This is a genomic window from Fulvivirga maritima (genome assembly GCF_021389955.1).
GTDB lineage: Bacteria > Bacteroidota > Bacteroidia > Cytophagales > Cyclobacteriaceae > Fulvivirga > Fulvivirga maritima.
In genome coordinates this window covers 4,194,030-4,212,809 of record NZ_CP089980.1, presented here as the reverse complement: position 1 = coordinate 4,212,809, position 18,780 = coordinate 4,194,030, and the positions used below count along the sequence as shown (strand labels likewise).

General features: G+C 38.7%; 12 protein-coding genes. 4 read left to right on the top strand and 8 right to left on the bottom strand.

All coding sequences use genetic code 11. The features are described from left to right. Positions 1-72: 72 nt before the first annotated feature. The gene (locus LVD15_RS17860; protein WP_233776579.1) at positions 73-4,125 is read right to left on the bottom strand and encodes a hypothetical protein; all 4,053 of its coding nucleotides are present in this window, start codon (positions 4,123-4,125) and stop codon (positions 73-75) included. A 186-nt stretch (positions 4,126-4,311) separates the two neighbouring features. Next, complete coding sequence (locus LVD15_RS17855; protein WP_233776578.1) at positions 4,312-6,462, bottom strand: TIM-barrel domain-containing protein; 2,151 nt, start codon at positions 6,460-6,462, stop codon at positions 4,312-4,314. Between the two features lie 90 nt (positions 6,463-6,552). Here LVD15_RS17855 and LVD15_RS17850 point away from each other — a divergent pair, with 90 nt between their 5' ends. Continuing rightward, entirely contained in the window at positions 6,553-7,278 is a 726-nt protein-coding gene (locus tag LVD15_RS17850; protein WP_233776577.1) for a class I SAM-dependent methyltransferase, read from the top strand. 322 nt (positions 7,279-7,600) lie between these two features. Continuing rightward, complete coding sequence (locus tag LVD15_RS17845) at positions 7,601-8,833, top strand: sensor histidine kinase (protein WP_233776576.1); 1,233 nt, start codon at positions 7,601-7,603, stop codon at positions 8,831-8,833. Here LVD15_RS17845 and LVD15_RS17840 read toward each other — a convergent pair whose 3' ends face one another. The 3 genes from LVD15_RS17840 to LVD15_RS17830 all read right to left on the bottom strand — a co-directional run bounded on the left by LVD15_RS17840 (position 8,834) and on the right by LVD15_RS17830 (position 13,224). Continuing rightward, positions 8,834-11,059 (bottom strand): amino acid permease, encoded by a 2,226-nt coding sequence (locus LVD15_RS17840; protein ID WP_233776575.1) that lies wholly within the window; start codon positions 11,057-11,059, stop codon positions 8,834-8,836. It lies immediately after the preceding gene. A 263-nt stretch (positions 11,060-11,322) separates the two neighbouring features. Then, positions 11,323-11,550, bottom strand: a complete 228-nt coding sequence (locus LVD15_RS17835; RefSeq protein WP_233776574.1) for a hypothetical protein — start codon at positions 11,548-11,550, stop codon at positions 11,323-11,325. A 90-nt stretch (positions 11,551-11,640) separates the two neighbouring features. After that, positions 11,641-13,224 (bottom strand): hypothetical protein, encoded by a 1,584-nt coding sequence (locus LVD15_RS17830; protein WP_233776573.1) that lies wholly within the window; start codon positions 13,222-13,224, stop codon positions 11,641-11,643. Between the two features lie 176 nt (positions 13,225-13,400). On the opposite strand from LVD15_RS17830, the gene polX reads away from it, so the two are divergent. Both polX and LVD15_RS17820 read left to right on the top strand, forming a co-directional pair. Further along, complete coding sequence (polX, locus tag LVD15_RS17825; protein WP_233776572.1) at positions 13,401-15,119, top strand: DNA polymerase/3'-5' exonuclease PolX; 1,719 nt, start codon at positions 13,401-13,403, stop codon at positions 15,117-15,119. Between the two features lie 11 nt (positions 15,120-15,130). Continuing rightward, the gene (locus LVD15_RS17820) at positions 15,131-16,258 is read left to right on the top strand and encodes a glycosyltransferase family 9 protein (RefSeq protein WP_233776571.1); all 1,128 of its coding nucleotides are present in this window, start codon (positions 15,131-15,133) and stop codon (positions 16,256-16,258) included. Here the strand turns inward: LVD15_RS17820 and arsC are convergent. The 3 genes from arsC to LVD15_RS17805 form a co-directional block, all read right to left on the bottom strand. Then, on the bottom strand, positions 16,153-16,494 hold the full coding sequence (arsC, locus tag LVD15_RS17815) for an arsenate reductase (glutaredoxin) (protein WP_233776570.1): 342 nt from the start codon (positions 16,492-16,494) through the stop codon (positions 16,153-16,155). The two genes, LVD15_RS17820 and arsC, sit on opposite strands and share 106 nt — an antisense overlap. Continuing rightward, the gene (hslV, locus tag LVD15_RS17810) at positions 16,494-17,042 is read right to left on the bottom strand and encodes an ATP-dependent protease subunit HslV (protein ID WP_233776569.1); all 549 of its coding nucleotides are present in this window, start codon (positions 17,040-17,042) and stop codon (positions 16,494-16,496) included. The genes arsC and hslV overlap by 1 nt, the downstream gene beginning before the upstream one ends. A 74-nt stretch (positions 17,043-17,116) precedes the next feature. After that, a complete protein-coding gene (locus LVD15_RS17805; protein WP_233776568.1) occupies positions 17,117-18,769 on the bottom strand; it encodes a pyruvate dehydrogenase complex dihydrolipoamide acetyltransferase in 1,653 nt (550 codons plus the stop codon). Positions 18,770-18,780: the final 11 nt, after the last annotated feature.

Below are 18,780 nucleotides of genomic sequence, written 5' to 3'. Positions count from 1 at the left end.
ATTACCCTTCCTCATTTTAAAAGAAGGGTATTTCAATGTGCCTCATTCACAAGAAAAATCAAATGACCAAAATCACTTATCAGACTGATCTCCGTTAGTGACTTTCTCAAATTCTTTGCGGTTATTATTTACACCTATGCTGGCTACCAACCCACTTAAGAAGGACTTAGTCCAGTAGTTAAATAATGATTTATTAGGGTTCCTTTCAAAATAGATCTTTCCCTCCCTGAACTTAAATAAGTGCGGATTATTTTTATTAATCACGAAGGTATTGGCAAAGAAAGAAGCAATAGATTTCACCAGCTTAGAATCTCCCGAATGCTTATTGAGTATTGTAACCTTCAGGTCTTCATAATGAAAATCCATATTCCCATAAGCCACCTTCTCATCTCCTTTTACGCTAAACATAAGACTATTAGCATAGCCGTCTTTCACATCTATAAAAGCATTATTTCTTGTAATATCATTGAAGACTGTTAGTGATGTGGCTCCCAGATTACCTCCCAGTGAAAAAGCACCATCATTAGACAGCATATCAAAAGTAACGGTGAGGTTTAATGGTGCTTTACCCATCACTTGGGCATTAACATTCACTACCATGTTTTTATTCCTTCTTAACAGATCTTTGCGATTAGTCACATTTTTAAAATCCGCATTGAGGTCATTAAAAGTAATAGTTCCTGGCTTCAGCGCCTTTTCAGCATGTTCATTATAGGCAATATCTACATTCCTAAGTTGTATATTCTCTATATTAAAGGGTTTGTCATAATTCATCAGAGCCATTTGATACATCACCTTCTCCTTACGTGGTGGATCTGGCATATTCTTATCTCTAAACACATCCACTTCAGCCCCTTCAATAAGCAGTAATCGGCTATCAATAATTTGATGGTTCAAGAACTTATCCAGGTTAATACCAGATAGCTTTACCAGCTTGGCATCGGCCTTTATATAATCACTCTCATATTTCTTGTGGTGAAAAAACTCTTCTCTGCCATATACAGGAGAAAAGGACATGTCTGTTACCGTAAGACTTGAATCCTGAGAAGCGAACTTCACATTACCCAGCACCAACTTATTTAACTTATTTTTAGTGTAAAAAGTAAGATTAGGCGTAGCCAGCCGTATGTTATCAAACACCAGAAGGTCTTTACTTAGATCTGTGTTTTCGTTAAGCACAATACCGAAAACATCAATAGAAAAGTCATCTAGTTCAAAATCTTTCTTTTCCCTTTTTAAAAGTAAATCCCCATGCTGAAGGTCAAGATGCTTAATGCTTATGCTTTTTAAAGCCGTGTTAGATAGGAACTTATTCTTATCTCCACCTTCGCTTTTCTTTTCAAAAGCAAGTTTAGGGTGCGGCAAGGTGATTTTATTAAAAACCAGTCTTTGGTCATCTAAAAGTGCATGTACATCAGGTATGGTACTCTGAAATTGCGGCAAGTTTACAGAAGTCATTCCTGCAAAATCAGAATAACTAAATTCGTTGATTCTGATCATGTCATCTCTGGAATCTACCACTATACCTTTTAACGTAACCGAGGCGTCTTTAAGAGGCAATTTAATCTCTTGAATATTACCAGTGATGCTCTGCATAAAAGGAATTTTACCTTTTCTTCCCGCCGTCTGAGACACTTTTACATTTTTCAGATCAGCATTGAAGTTTCTTATTTCAAAGCCATCATCATTATAAATATGGGCTTTATCCCAAGATACTTTTCTTACATTTATATCGGCAAAGGTCTCGTTAAGCGCCTTTCTTACATCATCTATAGTGAGCTGCTGCTTTTTACTAGTATTAGCTGCCGCCTTTTTTAAATGTAGCTCAGGCTTGCGCATCACCAGGTGTCGGGCATATAAATTACCGTCATTTATAAGGCCGCTTACGTCAGCGCCCATCATAGCCACGCTATCTATGGACAGGTGGTTTTTACCATTAATAATGAGATCTTTAGCGGCAAACTCATTTCTGTAGCCAGATATTTTGAGCTTACTTACAGAAATTTTGTTTTCTCCTTTTTCTAGCCAAGTACGGCCAAAGTTACCATACACGCCATACACTTTAGTTTTCTTACCTATCTCCAGACGCGAAAATCCGGCTTTGTGCACATTGGTATGTAACCATTCGCTACCATCTTTAAGAATGGTCACCTCACCTTCCCCAAGACTAATGTTACTGAAGACTGTAGAAGCACGCTGTTTACCGGCCTTGTTGGCACTTGCCTTAAGCTTATCAGCATCTACTGTCATCTTAAAATGCCTGGCCGTAAGACCTTTCATAGCCTTTTCTGGGTTATTGAGTAGTATCGCTAATCCTTTGGCTGAGGTCTCAACATGATCAAAATCTGCAGTTATTCCTTTATCATGATTAATCTCTACTCTATTAATATGAGCCTTTGCTTCTTCTTGTTGTATAAGTGTGACGTAGCTAAGCTCGCCATGAAAATCAGAAGATGGATGCAGTAATATTCTACGGGCTTTGATAGACATGCGCACACTGTCCAAATATAGATTGGACTTATTACTATCATTATAGATCTCCCCTATTGAGGTTTTTAATCCCTGCACATTAACCTGGTCTACACCTTTTTTTACCAATCTTACGTTACCATCATTAATTTTAATGCTATCCGCTTTTAGAAGGCTGAAAATGTTACGTACCTGATGCGGAAGGTTAAACTCCTTATTAGCGCTCCCGGCACCGCTCTTCATATAATAAGTGATATCTGGCCGCATAGCCTCTACCTTATTCATTACCAGTTCATTGTTGTCTATGAAATTTTCAAACTCAAAACCGGTCACTTCCATGTGAGGAGCAACTATATTAATTACGCCACCGTTATCCCTCTTTTCTGCATCTGACAGGCGATCAAACACTTGTACTGAATCTACCTTAATATTAGATTTATCTGTAGTGGTAAAAAATAAACTGCCGAACTTAAGCACATGCACACTATCAGGCATGGTGTAGAGGTAATCTTTTAAGCCCACAGTGGCGCTGTCATAACCAATTTCGCTATAAGCCAGCGTGTCTATTTTCACATTTTTAACTCTGGCAAAAATATTACTGGCCTTAAACCGTGAGGTAGATGTAGCCCTATCTCTAAGTATATTGATATTACCATCATCGATATTTACATTACTCACTTGAATAACGTTGAATAGCTGCGCGATAATCTTAATAAGCTGCTCAGTAGAAGGACTTAACTCCTGATCAGGGTTGGCGCCATGAAAGTTATCCATAGCAAACTTAGGAGATACCAAGTCTATGCTGTCTATATCCAGAATGTTATCATCATAGGCCTTTCCAAAATTGAGCCCTCTGAGCTTTAGGGCAGGAATCTCTACATAATAGGCATTTTTACCTATTAATTCCGGTTGGTTAAGCTTATCGAAACGTGGATACAAATGAACATTCATCAAGCTCATTTTAGAATCCTTAGTAGATAGAAATACAGAATCAAAATTTACTTCGTGAATAGAGTCTCTTAGTTTAAAAGACTGATTCTTAAGCATGAGGCTAATATGATCAGTATAAAATTTCTGGTCTGAATCAGCCTTTTTTCTATTCCAACCAAAGTTCTTAATAGTAAAAGATATATTGCTGGCTACAAAATCATAATGAGGAGACAGAAGCTCTCGCTTATAGCTTATTTTAGCATGATTAAGCTTAAATTCACCTAAGTTGAAGGCCTTTATTTGTTCGGTGATGGTTTTATAAACGTCACCACTTTCTTTAGATAACCCCAGACTTTTATCACTCCTGCGGGGCTGAGCTATCCACACCTCAGGATCTTCTAATGACATGGATTTTATCTTGAGTTCATCTTTAAAAATGATCTCAATGAGGTTAATGATATTGGCCTCCATCAGCGGCACCTTAGCTGCAAAGAGTGTGCGCTGATCATTCTCCTCTATTTGGGAGCTATCAATTTTTACCTCGAATTCATATAGCGTAGCCTTTGATTTAAAAAAATCGACCGCTATACTATCATAGGAAATACTGTAAAGGCCATCTGTTTTAATCTCTACCGTTTTTTGAATACTTCTCCCTAACAGGTCATAAGCATAGTAGTTGATCAGCTTCTCATAGGTAAGCAACAGTGCAAATACGATAACAAACACAAAGATTAAAAGGCTGATAAGAAGACCTCGACGAGATCTTCTTAACGAACGCAGATTAAAATATTTATGTCTTAATGTCATATATGCTTTAACTCTTTCTTCATGAGCTCGACTTATTTCAAATAATCGAGAAATCCATCCTCACGAAGAAAGACACCATTTTTAAAAAAAGGTTTTCAATTCAACTTAATTCTTCAAAGAAAATGTAAGATCCTCAGTTTTCCATTCTGTGTATTTGATACCACCATCTGTAACTAAGGCCAGCCTATAAGTATGATTCTTATCCCAATTGCCTTCCTTTTTGTTTACTTCCAGAGCAAAGCTACTTTCATTTTCAGAATTAATAAGAAAATGTAACCATTCATATCCTCCGGACTCATATTCGTAACCTTGTCCAGCATCATTATATAGTTCTCCTTCCGCTTTTCCCTGTTCGTTTATATTTACATATAATGTTAAAGAATCCGCTGAATATTCTTCCGTGCTTTGAATAAGCTTAGTCATAGGCACTATACCGCCATCTTTTAACTTTACTGTAGCCTGATAGCCATCATCCTTTTTCTCAAAAGGAATATCTTTCCAATCTCCTGCTGGCAGCGCTGGCTCTGTAGCCCAACGAGGCACTACCAGTAATTGTTCACCCAGAAGAAATGCCTGCTCTTCCTTTCTAAGTTTCTTGTCTTTAATATCAGCAAAAAATACAGGTCTCATCACAGGCACACCAGTTAGTGAGGCCTCATGAAAAAGGGTATATAAATAAGGCATCATCTTATACCTTCTGTTCACTGCTGTGCGCGAAACATCTTCTGTCTTTTTGCCAAAAGACCAGGGTTCCTGCCTTATCACATCTATAGCAGAGTGATTTCTGCAAAAAGGATAATATGGAGCCAGTGACATCCACTGAGCCAGAAGTTCTTCATTAGTATCACCCGTAAAACCACCGATATCTGGTCCATTAAATGGCTGACCTGAAAGCCCCAAGGTGATAGTCATAGGAATAGACATTTTCATGTGAGCATCAGTAGAAACGTTATCTCCAGACCAAGTAGCAGCATATCTTTGCCCTCCTAAATAATTCGCTCTTGATAATATAAAAGGCCTCTCTTCAGGCTTCGCTTTCATCATTCCCTCTCTACTAGCCTTAACCATAAGCAAGCCATACACATTATGATAGCGGATATGCTCACCAGCCGGCAAGTAGCCACCACCACGGTGAATATTATCAAAAGGCATGCTTCCTTCCGGGCCATCGAATACAGCTGGCTCATTCATATCATTCCAAATACCATCTATACCTAACTGCATAAAATCCTGATATAGGCCAGACCACCACTCTCGCGTTTCTGGTCGGGTAAAATCGGGGAAGGCACACTGGCCAGGCCATACTTCTCCATTAAACTCATTTCCATCAGCATCTTGCACCCAGTGGTTGCCCTCACTACCCTGCTGATAAATAGAATAAGCGGAATCCTTTTTAACTCCCGGATCTATCATATAAACCGCCTTTATATCCATGCTGTGCAGGTCATCATTAAGCTTTTTAGGGTCAGGAAAGCCCTTTTCGTCAAAGGTAAAAATTCGGAAACCATCCATATAGTTAATGTCCATCCAGATGACATCACAAGGAATCTGCTTTTCTCTAAAGGTTTTGGCTATCTCCCTCACCTGCGAATCAGGATAATAAGAATAACGACTCTGCTGATAACCCAAAGCCCACAAAGGAGGCAAGTTCATTTTTCCGGTAAGGTCAGCCAGACTCTTCAAAACTTCCTCCGGACTGTCCTTTTCAATCACTATCACTCTAAAAGATGGGCCGTTAGAGGTAATGGTTATGGGGTTATTCAGTTCAAAAGTCTGACGATAAGTGTTGTCCGCTATAATTCCGAAGCTGCTTCCGTCTGGTCGTACACCCATCACCCAGGGATGTGCCTGATAAAGCTGCTTACCATCAAACTTGCCATAGCCAAAATTATCAGTATTCCATAGTTTTATTTTAGTGCCATTTCTTCTCAAAGGGCCGGTTACTTCACCATTCCCATATAAATCCGTTCCCTCCAGAAAGGCTATTTTCACAACACTGGCACTATCATTAGCGCTAAATTCAGGTTTTATATTCCAATCATCAGGCAGATCATTAGTATATTCTAAATCTTTAATAATAGCCAGAGAAGGTAGCGTTTGAACGGAATCGAACTCATCAGGATAAAAAACAGCTACGTCTGCTTCTACAAGCCCCGCTTTCCGATCTTTAACAGCAGTATCCTCCGTTTCTTTATGACCACAGGCTGTGGTTACATAAATTAAAATTATAAGTAGTAGTATGTTTGAGCGTTTCATGACTGTAAATTTAGGTTGAGTACCAGTAACTTTTAATGGATAATATCATTTATCTGTTCATTATTTATCATCTAAAATTAGGCATTTTTTATGAAGGATAACTTTTCCAGACAGGCAAAAGGGTATGCACAGTACCGACCTCACTACCCTCAAGAACTTTATGATACACTTTTCGCACGTGTCACTTCATTTTCTTGTGCCTGGGATTGTGCTACAGGTAACGGGCAGGTAGCACAGCAATTAGCTAAAAAATTCGAAAAAGTAATAGCCACAGACATCAGTAAAAAACAATTAGATCAGGCTCCTCAACTAGATAATATAGAATATTTAGTGGCTTCCGCCGAAGACAGTTCAATCCCTGCGGCATCTGTAGATCTGATTACGGTAGCACAGGCACTCCACTGGTTCAATCATGAGGCTTTTATTAAAGAAGCAAGAAAAGTAGCTACTCCAGAGGCCTGGCTCTGCTACTGGGGGTATGGGCTTATTGATATTAATAAGGAAGCTAACAAAATCATCAGACACTTCCATGACGATATAATTGGACCTAATTGGGACCCTGAAAGAACCATACTTATGAATGAATATGATGGTATTTCTTTCGGACTTAGAAATTATGAAAAACAGTATTTCAAATATACACTGCCTTGGACTATAGAACACATGGAAGGCTACCTTAACACCTGGTCATCTGTTCAAAAGTATATTTCAACTCATCAAAAAAATCCCGTTTCGGATGTAATAAGCCAATTAAAGAAAGTGTGGAATGAGGATAAGATCAGCTTTCCTATCTTTTTGCATTCAGGGAGGCTTTAACCCATAATTCTCGTTTAGTATCTGCCTTATCTAGATCAAGATTAATTCTTATCTAGGTTTAATTTAGACATTGTATATGAAAATAAATTTTAATTTTTGAAATTAGATATTGAACATTAATTGTGAGTGTCTATCCTATAACGGATAACAAGGGATAATGTCATAGATTGAGTTAATTGTGAACGGAACGCATTAACAGCACTTTACACACAATCCCTTATTTAGAAAGATAATAAAATAATAATTTTTTATATTTAACTTACAAATAATAGCATAATCCATAGCATTCAATTAATTTCATTAGCCAGTAAAATGGCGTGTGATGACTAACATTAAAAAAAAAGCAAAAACATCTGAATATACTTATTTGCCGAAAGGTTTTATAAATGGTTTGCTTACTCTTGCAGCAAATTCAGAAGACCCTGAGCTCAAAAACTTTGTAAAAAAGCATCAGGAGTTTATTAAGCACGCCCTTCCCTCTAATGATGAATGTGTGAAAGATTTTATCACAGAAATCGACAACCTTAAAATTGAAGCCAATCAACTAAAAAGGAAGAATGAAATAGTCTCCTCTGATAATTATCTGCTAGAACATAAGAAAAAGGAGCTTCTCAAACTAATGGATCATCTTGAAGATGCCTATGAAAATATATGGCATAAAAATGAAGAACTGAGCCGTCAAAAGCAGAAAATAGAAGACCAGGCCTACCAGTTAAAAGAAGCCAATGATACCATTACTGAAAAGAATGAGGAGCTAAAAGATCAGGCTGACTACCTGTATAATGCTAATGAAACCATTAGCAATATGCATGATGTGGCTCGCCAACAGAAAGACGAGCTTATGCAAAAGCACATAGAGCTCATTAACTTAAACTCAGAAAAGAACAGCCTTATTGGCATAGTAGCTCATGATTTAAAAAGTCCACTGAGTCAGATAAAAGGTTTGGTCAGTGTGATAAAAATCCACCCGGAAAGGATAGACGAAGAGACCATGAAATACCTGAACACTATAGAGTATAGTGCAGGTAAACTTAACGACATGATTACTCGCATATTAGATGTAGAATCAATGGAGGCTAATGCACTCAATGTAGAGTTTTCTGACATCAACCTGACTGAGTTATTACATGAGATCATTGCTAACTATAAGCTCAATGCAGAGGAAAAATCTATATCTCTGGAATATGAAATCAACAAGCCTATTATAGCTGAAGCAGATGAAGATTTGGCCCATCAAATTCTTGAAAATCTGATCTCTAATGCTATTAAATTTTCTCCACGCAGAACCACTATCACCATCAACTTAACTGAAGATGAAGATCATGCTCTTTTTGAAGTAAAAGACCAAGGACCTGGCCTTAGCGAAGAAGACAAGAATAAGCTATTCAGAAAATACCAAAAACTATCAGCCAGACCTACAGGTAATGAAATATCTACAGGCCTGGGACTATCAATAGTGAAAAAATACACCGATGCTATTAATGCTGAAATCTGGTGCGAAAGTGAGCTAAAAAAAGGAGCCAGCTTCTTCGTAAGGTTCAAAAAAGAAGTTTAACTATTGTATCTCCTTTTCTTTAGAAGCGTTCACAAATAGAATATTTCCTACTCCTTCATACCCTTTAAATACTTCTGCACCGCGCTGTTTTATAGCTTCAGCCCTGAATCCTACAATAGTAAGATCAGCATCTTGTGACTTATCATTAATAATCTCTTTAGTACTCACCTCCAGCTTATGCTTTATGAGCTCAATATTTTTAGGAGAGATAGGCAAACGACCTGCCTTAATCATAGATATGAGCATTTCCTCCTGCTCAGACATTTCCTTTTCATTTACCACTGCAAAAATTTTGATCTCTGCATTCTTCCAATCACGGTGCCCCATAATGATGTAGCCCATCAAAATCATAAGACTACTGTTTTTTAGATCATTAGGTGTAAGCCAGATATGAATACTGTTATTAAAGCCAAACTCCCGGTCTGAGGAGCCCAGCACACAAATATCAAATTCAGCAGCTTTCACCATAGTGAAATTATCTATGATGTCCGTTAGGTTAGCGATGTTGTCTTTGGCAAATTCAAACAAAATCATGTTCACCTCTTTACCGGAAACACTAGGCAACTGTATGGCCTGAGCCACAGCACTGGTAAAGGAGGGCGAAATGAGGGTATCTACAAACACCTTATTGCGGGTGGAGCCTGTCACCTTCAATAACCTGCGTATTTGCTCCTGCGACTTTTGATAGGAATCTTTTGAGAAATATCCATTAATATAATGTAGATAAGTTCCGAAACCATAGCGATGAGATATCCACTTCATAAACTGAAAAGCCGCCGGGCGCTTAAAGAAATCAGAGGAAATACAAATTACGGATGGCCTCCACCCCTCTTCTCCTCGTTCAGCCTTCTGCAAAAACACCTGCAGCTGCCTACTCAGCTGAAAGATAACGCCTTGAAATATTTTTGCCAGTCCTTCTTTTGATTTGCTCGTTTGGGTTACGAAGAAATAAATCCCCGTCATTAAAATAATTGAAATAATGGTATACTGTGCATTCATTTTAAACATGAGGTACACACATAACACTGCCCCTAGTAAAGAAACATACCATTTAGACCGGAAAGAAGGTCTGTATGAAGGATCAGCCGCAAAATGCTGAAGAAATGAAATAAGGCATAACGAACCGTAGGTAATCATAAAGAACATAGAGATGATCTCCGCTACGGCATTTACATCGCCCAGACTAACGAAAACAATGGCTATGAGGCTGGTGACTATAGTAGCATTGATAGGATCATTGGAGCCTTTCTTCCCTTTCGCCAAATACGTATTAATATGAGGCAAAGGAAACACCTTGTCACTGGCCAGTGCCTGCAAAGTTCTGGGCGCAACCATAATACTGCCCAGTGCAGAAGAAATGGTGGCTGCCGCCAAGCCAATAGGTATAATAGGACCCAGAGCCGCTATGCGCATCATAATCAAAGGATCTTCTACCAAATCACCAGGAGCAGCTGATACAGCCAGCTTATAGGCAATAAATATATAAATTACCATACCCACAATAGTAGCTGCCAGTGTACCTAATGGAATAGACTTTTTAGGATCTCTTAAATCACCAGACAACCCTACACCGGCCGTCATACCGGTAAAGGCAGGGAAGACAATGGCAAAAACCGCGAAAAAGGTATCAGGATTATCAATATGATCAGTCCAGCGGAGATTTACCATGGCTGAATTGTAATCTGTAGAGCCTACAAAAAACATAATAAGTGACAGAAAAAGGATGGCTACTACCACATACAAAGCCTTCATGCCTAAATCGGCCCCTTTTTTAATCATAAGTATACTCAGCAATATCACAGCAGGCAGACTTATAATCCTTTTATCAGACAGATTGAGATCGAACTGAGTGTTAACATAATCAAACACTGGCCCAAAAGCTTCGGCAAAAGCGATGGTATAAAAAGCCACACTTATGGCCTGAGACAGATATAGAGCTATACCAATGGCGGCACCTACATTAATGCCAAAAGAACGTGAAATGATATAATATTCACCTCCACCCTCTACTTTCTGGTTAGTAGCTATTTCGGCTATAGCCATAGCAGTAGGTATGGTAACCAAATTAGCAAATAAGATAATACCAATAGTACCTGCAAACCCTACGCTACCTACAGCATAACCAAATCTCAGGAACATAATGGCACCCAAAATAGTAGATATTGCTGTAAAGAATACGGGACCCGTTCCGAACCCGGCCTTCTTTTCTCTTAATGTAGTACTCATAACTTAAGACCAATATAACGGCAAATTCAAAGTATTTAAAATAAATTAAACACTTATCTTAGAGCACATGAGAGAATTAATGAATTTGTACAGGAAATATAAAGAATATGTAAGGGTAGATCTGCTAATGTATGCAGCTATGATCCTGATGATAATAGGATACTTTATCTATGAACTGGCGAGTCATTAAAGAAAAAAAGCTGTTTTAAAAGCAGAATGATATTGCTGAGCAACCCTTACTTTTAAAACAGCTGAAATATTATTTACGCTTGTGCGAATTGGTTACAACCGAAAGTAGAACCAGTGATGTATTCAATCTCTTTAGATTCACTATTCACAGGTTTACCACCATTAAGTACAGGAATGATGAAGTCAGGATCCATTTTAGACTCCACATGACTTAATTTGTTACACTCTCCGTAATTTTCCTTATTAGCAACTACTGGTGCTTCTGGCGCCCAGTGGTTACAGTTTTTACATACATTTTCCATAGTTCTTCCGTTTTAGTTTATATCAAAGAAAGGATAAAAAACGGGAAAATGTTCATTGCGATTTTAATTTATAATTAAACTAAATTAAGGTTACTGCTCATTTTGGAGGGTTTTATCAATTTCCACCTTGTTTATGTAGATCACACTTCGACGATTATCAACCGCTTCATTTTTCTTATTCTGCACCTTTTGGTAGCCCCAAACAAAGAAGGTATCATTATACCAATGACTCACCCCTCCTACGCCTTCATACTCATGATCCAGTTCATCATTTTCATAAAGCAGGGCCATTTCGTCAGCATCTTCCACTATGCTTTCACTGCCTTCAGCAATTTTATAAGCGAGCTTTTCATCAGACTTATATATCATGCTAATATCATTTCCTTTTACATTATAATCAGTAACAGCCTCTAATGAATTGGACTCCACCTCTTCTATGGCAAAACTGTTATCCCACAGCAGATGACCTTCATCATTCAGCTTCACTATTATAGTTTCCAGGTATTTGAAGTGATTAGGTTCATGAGGCCCCTGATAACCATAAGGCCTTCTTACATAGCGCTGCTGGCTAAAAGAATTATATCGATTAAAACCACGAGGGTCATAATAAGGAGAGAACATAGACGGATCCTGATATCGCTCAAATTCAGGATCATAAATCTCAGCTGCAATAATGTAAGCGTCCTGCTCTTCTCTTACCTGATGTAATAATAATTTAGAACTATAGTTAAAATCTTTACCCCTCTGCTTTTTCCTCTCCACCCGCCTTCTTACTCGGGCAGATCGTTTTTCCCCCATATAATCAAAGAAATGTTCCAGATCACCATAACCAAAATATATCATTTTTTCCCTTTTCCCTTCGGGCTGCACTATAGTGAAAAATATTCCTTGAGATGAAGAGGTGCTCCCCCTGCTAAAAGTACCCACCACAGCTATATTGCCACTCACAAAATCAGTAGTCTTAGCATCTACCACGCGATAATCAAATGGCACTTCTATTTCCTTCTCAAATAATATCCGTCCTTCAGGGCTGTAAGTACGCATACGCAGATAATAGCCATCATAATTCTTCTCCCTGGTAAGCACATTAAAAGTGCTATTATGGTTAGCCCGCAGGTCTATAACATCACTTCTATCCTTAAAATAACCCGGAATTACAGAGAGATTGTCTTCGCCCATGGTAAGAGAAACCAGCGTAGGGCTGTAGCGCACATAACCAGCCAGCACCACTCGTTCGCCTACTACTATCATATGAGACAGCTCCAGCTCTATTTCATTTTTAATATCATAACGTTTTAAATCTCCAGTAGCCACATGTAAGGTAATGAGGTGAAAATCACTTTTTAAGCCTTCATCATGTCTGAATAGCATATAAAATATACCATTGTTAAAGTCATACCCTCTAAAGATATAGGTGCTTTCAATAGCCAGGTCATATCTAAACCGCTCTTGCATGAGCGTATCCAGCAATATTGCCTTCCAGGTATTGCCTTGACCTTTTTCATACTCATCGGTTTCTTGTATCACTATCAGTCCCTCATTACCTGCAGAAATAACAGTAAAGAAATCATCTCCGCTTTTTCTGTCCAGTTCATAGCGGGTAAGCTGCTTAAGCTGAGAAAAGGCACTAAATGAGCACAAAAGAAAGAATAACAGAATAGTGTTAAATTTCATAATGTAATGTATGAACGAAATGGTTTAGAATACACCTAAAATATACTGATTTAGACAGTATCATGTAAACAACTCCCTAATTATAAATATTCTAAATCACAGTTAGCCTTCAAATAATAGTGGGTTGATAGAAATGTTTCCTTTATTTTGTAGTAGACCAATAAAGAAAACACCTTTTGGATAACAAATCAATTATCAAATTATTAAAAACCACGGCTCAGTTAATGGAGCTTCATGGTGAAAACGAATTTAAAATTAAGAGCTATAATAATGCCATTTTTAACCTTGAAAGAGAGCCCGTGCAACTGGCTTCGCTTAGCTTGGCAGAGCTCGAAAAATTAAACGGTGTAGGCAAAAGCATTGCCGCAGCTATTGATGAAATTAACCAAGAAGGCAGTTTAACCATTCTGGAAAAATATCTTTCTGAAACCCCTGAGGGCATATTGGATTTATTGAGCCTTAAAGGCATAGGAGCTAAAAAAATCAGGCAGATATGGAAAGACCTTGATATTCAGGATAGTGAGGGGTTATTAAAAGCCATAAATGAAGGTGAACTGACCAAACTCAAAGGTTTTGGAGATAAGACTCAGAAAAATCTTAAAGAGGCCATTTTATTCAGAAATGCACATCAAGGCAAACTACTATATGCTCAGGCTGAAACCCTGGCAGAAGCACTTATTGAAAGGCTCAAGGCTGAGTTTAATGACATACAAATATCTACTTCAGGAGCGCTTAGAAGAAAAGTAGAAGTAATAGAGGAAATTATGCTGCTCTGCGCCACCACTGATGAAAGTAAGGTGAGGGCATTTTTAGATAATGATGAAAGCCTTACTGCGGAAGAAGATAAAAGCAGTCCTTTTAACTGGCGAGGTCACCTCACTCAAGAAAATACCGCCGTAAGGGTAAGGTTTACTTCGGCTGAAGAGTTCCAAAAGCAACTTTTCCTAACTACTAGTACTCCTACTCACATTCATACACCTGTAAAAGAAGAGAAAAGTCTTGCTGACCTTGTAAAAGAAAGCACTATAGCTTCAGAAGAAGATATTTATAAATTAGCTGACTTGCCTTTTATAGCTCCTGAACTACGAGAAGGACAGTTTGAGTTAGGTCTGGCAGCAGAAAACAAGCTCCCAAAACTCATAGAAATGTCTGACCTCAAAGGCATTTTACATAACCACTCTACTTACAGTGATGGTAAGCATACTTTAAAAGAAATGGCCGACTACTGCCAGGAATTAGGGTATGAATACCTTGGCATTACAGACCACAGTAAATCATCTTTTTACTATGCTAATGGCCTTTATGAAAAACGCGTAACAGAGCAGCAAGCAGAAATAGATGAACTAAATAAAACTTACAAAGACTTTAAAATATTCAAAGGCATAGAGTGCGACATCCTCCCTGATGGCAGCTTAGACTATGATCCTGAAGTGCTAGCCAGCTTTGACTTCATTGTATCCTCTGTACATTCTGTACTTAACATGGATGCTCAGAAAGCCACTGAACGTGTACTCAAAGCGGTAGAAAATCCTTTCACTACTATTCTTGGCCACATGACTGGCCGCCTGCTACTACAGCGCGAAGGCTATCCTGTAGACCATAAAACTATTATTGATGCCTGCGCCAAAAACAAAGTAGTGATAGAAATAAACGCTAACCCAAGAAGACTTGACATTGACTGGCGATGGGTTCATTATGCTCTGGAACAAGGCGTAATGCTTAGTATTAACCCTGATGCTCACGCTAAAGCTGGCTACCATGACATGTATTATGGACTATGCGTAGGCAGAAAAGGAGGACTCACAAAAGAAATGAACCTTAACAGCTTGTCTTTGAATGATTTAGAGTCGTACTTTACTACAAAAAAAGAAAAAGCTTTAACCCAAGTAGGATAACCCTCAACCTCATGACAAAAATACTTATTATACGTTTCTCTTCTATTGGAGACATAGTGCTAACCACACCGGTAATAAGGAACGTAAAAACCCAGGTAGAAAACGCTGAAGTACATTACTGTACCAAATATCAATTTAAGGAGATCATTGAAAACAACCCCTATATTGATAAGATCCACTATTTAAAGGATAGTATGGGCGATTTGGTGGCAGATTTAAAGAAAGAGCATTATGACTACATCATAGATCTACATAAAAACCTGCGTACCAAAATTATCAAAACCAGATTAGCCGCCAGAAGCGCTTCTTTCAAAAAGCTGAACAAAGAGAAATGGCTTATGGTGAATATGAAAATCAACAAGTTGCCTAATAGGCATATTGTAGACCGCTACATGGAAACAGCCCAACCCTTAGGAGTAAAAATGGATAACCTGGGCTTAGATTACTTTATCCCTGATAAAGATAATGTGCCTTTGGAGTGGCTCCCTGAAACGCATCAGAAAGAATATGTAGCTTATGCTATCGGCGCACAGCACAACACTAAAAAGCTACCCATTAACAGAATGATAGAGCTTTGCGATAAAATTAATAAGCCTATCATCTTATTAGGAGGTCCTGGCGACAATGAAACCGCCCAGGCTATAGAACGCTTCTTCGAAAGATCAGAAAAATCTGAACCTATGGAAGAAGGGCTAGTGAAGCTTAACAAAAAAACGGTTATCTATAACGCTTGTGGCAAGTTTAATTTGAACCAGTCTGCATCACTTGTAAAACAAGCTCGCTATGTATTTAGCCATGATACCGGTCTTATGCATATAGCGGCAGCGTTTAAAAAGGAAATATTCAGCATATGGGGCAACACCATTCCTATGTTTGGCATGTACCCCTACCGAACTCATTTCACTATTCTTGAAAATAACAAACTAGATTGTAGACCGTGCTCCAAAATAGGGTATGACAAATGTCCTAAGGGCCATTTCAAATGTATGAATAACCTTGTTTTTGACTTTTTTTCTACCCTAAAACAAGGAATTCAGAAAAGCTCTTTCACTTTTTCAGGAGGTCTTCCAATGATTGCCTTGTCGCCCTTAATCACTATGGGGCGTTCAATCAATTTTGGATGTTCCTCCATTGCCTGAAGCCATTCATCGTCAGAAAGCTCTGAGCCTTTGTACTTCTCCTTATAGATTGCTTCGCCTGTTCTGATCAGATCATGGGGTTTTATACCCAGCTTTTCTACAATTTTTTCCAGATCAGCTTTGCTGGGTGGCATTTTTAAATATTCTACCACTTCAACCATATCTCCATGCTCTTCTATGAGCTGAAGTGTTTCTCTGCTCTTGGTACATCTGGGGTTATGATATATAGTTAGCATCAGCCCGTTACTTTTTCGATTATTAAATTATGATTAGTATAGATACAAATATCAGCGGCTATGTTAAGACTCTCTCTCACCATTTCTTCGGCACTCAGGTGAGTAGCATGCTTTTTCAATGCTAAAGCAGCACTTTGAGCATACATAGAACCACTACCTATTGCTGCCACTTCATGATCAGGCTCAAGCACATCTCCTGTACCGGAAACAATCAGCACCTCATCTTTATCTGCAGTAATAAGCATAGCTTCCAGCTTTCTTAGATATCGATCTGTTCTCCAGTCTTTAGCCAGCTCTATGGCTGCACGCTTCATATTGCCGCCGTAGCTATTAAGCTTCTCATCAAATCTTTCCAGAAGGGTAAAAGCATCAGCCGTTGATCCTGCAAAGCCAGTTACAATCTTACCATTTTGCAGCTTTCTGATTTTCTTCACGTTGCCTTTAGCTACATAGTTACCCATGGTAGCTTGTCCATCAGCCCCTATGGCTACTTCTCCATTATGCACCACGGCCAATACCGTAGTAGATCTTACTTTAATTTTTCCCATCAGTTCTTTTAAATAAATAACCCTGATAGTTAAGGAACTACCAGGGTATATTGTTTAATGATTTATCTTATTTCTTAAACCAAAATTCTTACCGGATTTTCAAGTAGTCCTTTTAGTGTTTGTAAGAAAGCAGCTCCTAAAGCACCATCCACTACTCTGTGGTCAGCAGAAAGGGTTACTTTCATTACGTTACCAGGCACCACTTGTCCGTCTTTAACTATAGGAGTTTGTTTGATACCTCCGATAGCTAAGATACAAGAATCTGGCGGGTTAATGATGGCAGTAAATTCTTCTACGCCAAACATTCCCAGGTTAGACACTGTAAAAGTGTTACCTTCCCATTCGCTAGGTTGTAATTTCTTATTATGAGCTTTACCCACTAAGTCTTTCACCTCAGCAGAGATGTGAGATAATGACTTGTTATCAGCAAATCTGATTACAGGTACTAAAAGACCTTCATCTACTGCTACAGCCACACCTACGTGGATATGCTTGTTATATCTGATTTTATCTCCTAACCAAGATGAGTTCACTTTAGGGTGTTGTCTCAAAGCAGCACTTACCGCTTTAATAACAATATCGTTAAAGCTTATTTTCACAGGAGAATATTCATTCATGGCCTTTCTGGCTTCAATAGCCTTGTCCATGTTAATTTCCATGGTTACGTAGAAGTGAGGAGCACTAAATTTACTCTCAGCTAAACGCTTACCAATGGTTTTTCTCATTTGCGAAACATTCACCTCTTCGTAGCTTTCTTCACCTATTACCTGAGGGATGTTCACTGTAGTACCTTCTCCACCAGCAGCAGCCTGTTGTGCAGGTGCCTGAGCTGCAGGAGTATAGTTTTCTACATCTTTCTTAACAATTCTGCCATGATCACCTGATCCTTTGATCTTAGTGATGTCATACCCTTTATCTTCAGCCATTTTCTTAGCTAAAGGAGATGCTTTTACTCTTCCACCCTCTGTAGTTGAAGGAGCAGCACTCTCTTGTGTAGCAGCAGGTTTGCTTTCTTCTTTCTTAGGAGCCTCTTTTTTGGCTTCCTTCTTCTCTTCACCACCAGAACCTTTTTTGGCTTTTGCCTGATGTGCTTTAAGAAGTTTTTCGAAATCAGCACCTTTTTCTCCTACAATGGCTAACACACCATCCACTTCAACAGAGTCACCTTCTTCTACACCTATGTATAGTAAAGTTCCATCTTCGTAAGCTTCCAGTTCCATAGTAGCCTTATCTGTTTCTACTTCAGCCATTACATCGCCTGAAGATACAGAGTCACCTACTTTTTTCTGCCAGCTTGCAATGGTACCTTCTGTCATGGTATCACTCATTTTCGGCATAGTCACGATGGTGGCATTCACATCAGAGGCGTCGATTTCTTCTACATCCTCGTCAGCAGCGGCACCACTATCCGATGGCTCTTCTTCTTTGGCGGCTCCATTATCAGAACCTCCACTTTCAATCTCTTTCAGCAAGCCACTGATGTCTTCACCCTCATCACCGATGATGGCTATTACAGCATCAATCGGCACTGCATCTTTTTCTTTTACACCAATGTGAAGCAATGTCCCATCTTCATAGGATTCCAGCTCCATTGTTGCTTTATCTGTTTCTACTTCTGCTAAAATATCGCCCGACTTTACCTTGTCTCCTTCCTTCACTAACCAAGACGCGATCACACCTTCTTCCATGGTGTCGCTCATTTTGGGCATACGTATTACTTCTGCCATAGGTCTCTATT

Coding starts and splice junctions, on each gene's coding strand:
- hslV (WP_233776569.1), bottom strand. CDS start 17,042: ATGGGAAAAATTAAAGTAAGATCTACTACGGTATTGGCCGTGGTGCAT.
- LVD15_RS17845 (WP_233776576.1), top strand. CDS start 7,601: ATGACTAACATTAAAAAAAAAGCAAAAACATCTGAATATACTTATTTG.
- LVD15_RS17855 (WP_233776578.1), bottom strand. CDS start 6,462: ATGAAACGCTCAAACATACTACTACTTATAATTTTAATTTATGTAACC.
- LVD15_RS17820 (WP_233776571.1), top strand. CDS start 15,131: ATGACAAAAATACTTATTATACGTTTCTCTTCTATTGGAGACATAGTG.
- LVD15_RS17830 (WP_233776573.1), bottom strand. CDS start 13,224: ATGAAATTTAACACTATTCTGTTATTCTTTCTTTTGTGCTCATTTAGT.
- LVD15_RS17850 (WP_233776577.1), top strand. CDS start 6,553: ATGAAGGATAACTTTTCCAGACAGGCAAAAGGGTATGCACAGTACCGA.
- arsC (WP_233776570.1), bottom strand. CDS start 16,494: ATGCTAACTATATATCATAACCCCAGATGTACCAAGAGCAGAGAAACA.
- LVD15_RS17835 (WP_233776574.1), bottom strand. CDS start 11,550: ATGGAAAATGTATGTAAAAACTGTAACCACTGGGCGCCAGAAGCACCA.
- LVD15_RS17840 (WP_233776575.1), bottom strand. CDS start 11,059: ATGAGTACTACATTAAGAGAAAAGAAGGCCGGGTTCGGAACGGGTCCC.
- LVD15_RS17805 (WP_233776568.1), bottom strand. CDS start 18,769: ATGGCAGAAGTAATACGTATGCCCAAAATGAGCGACACCATGGAAGAA.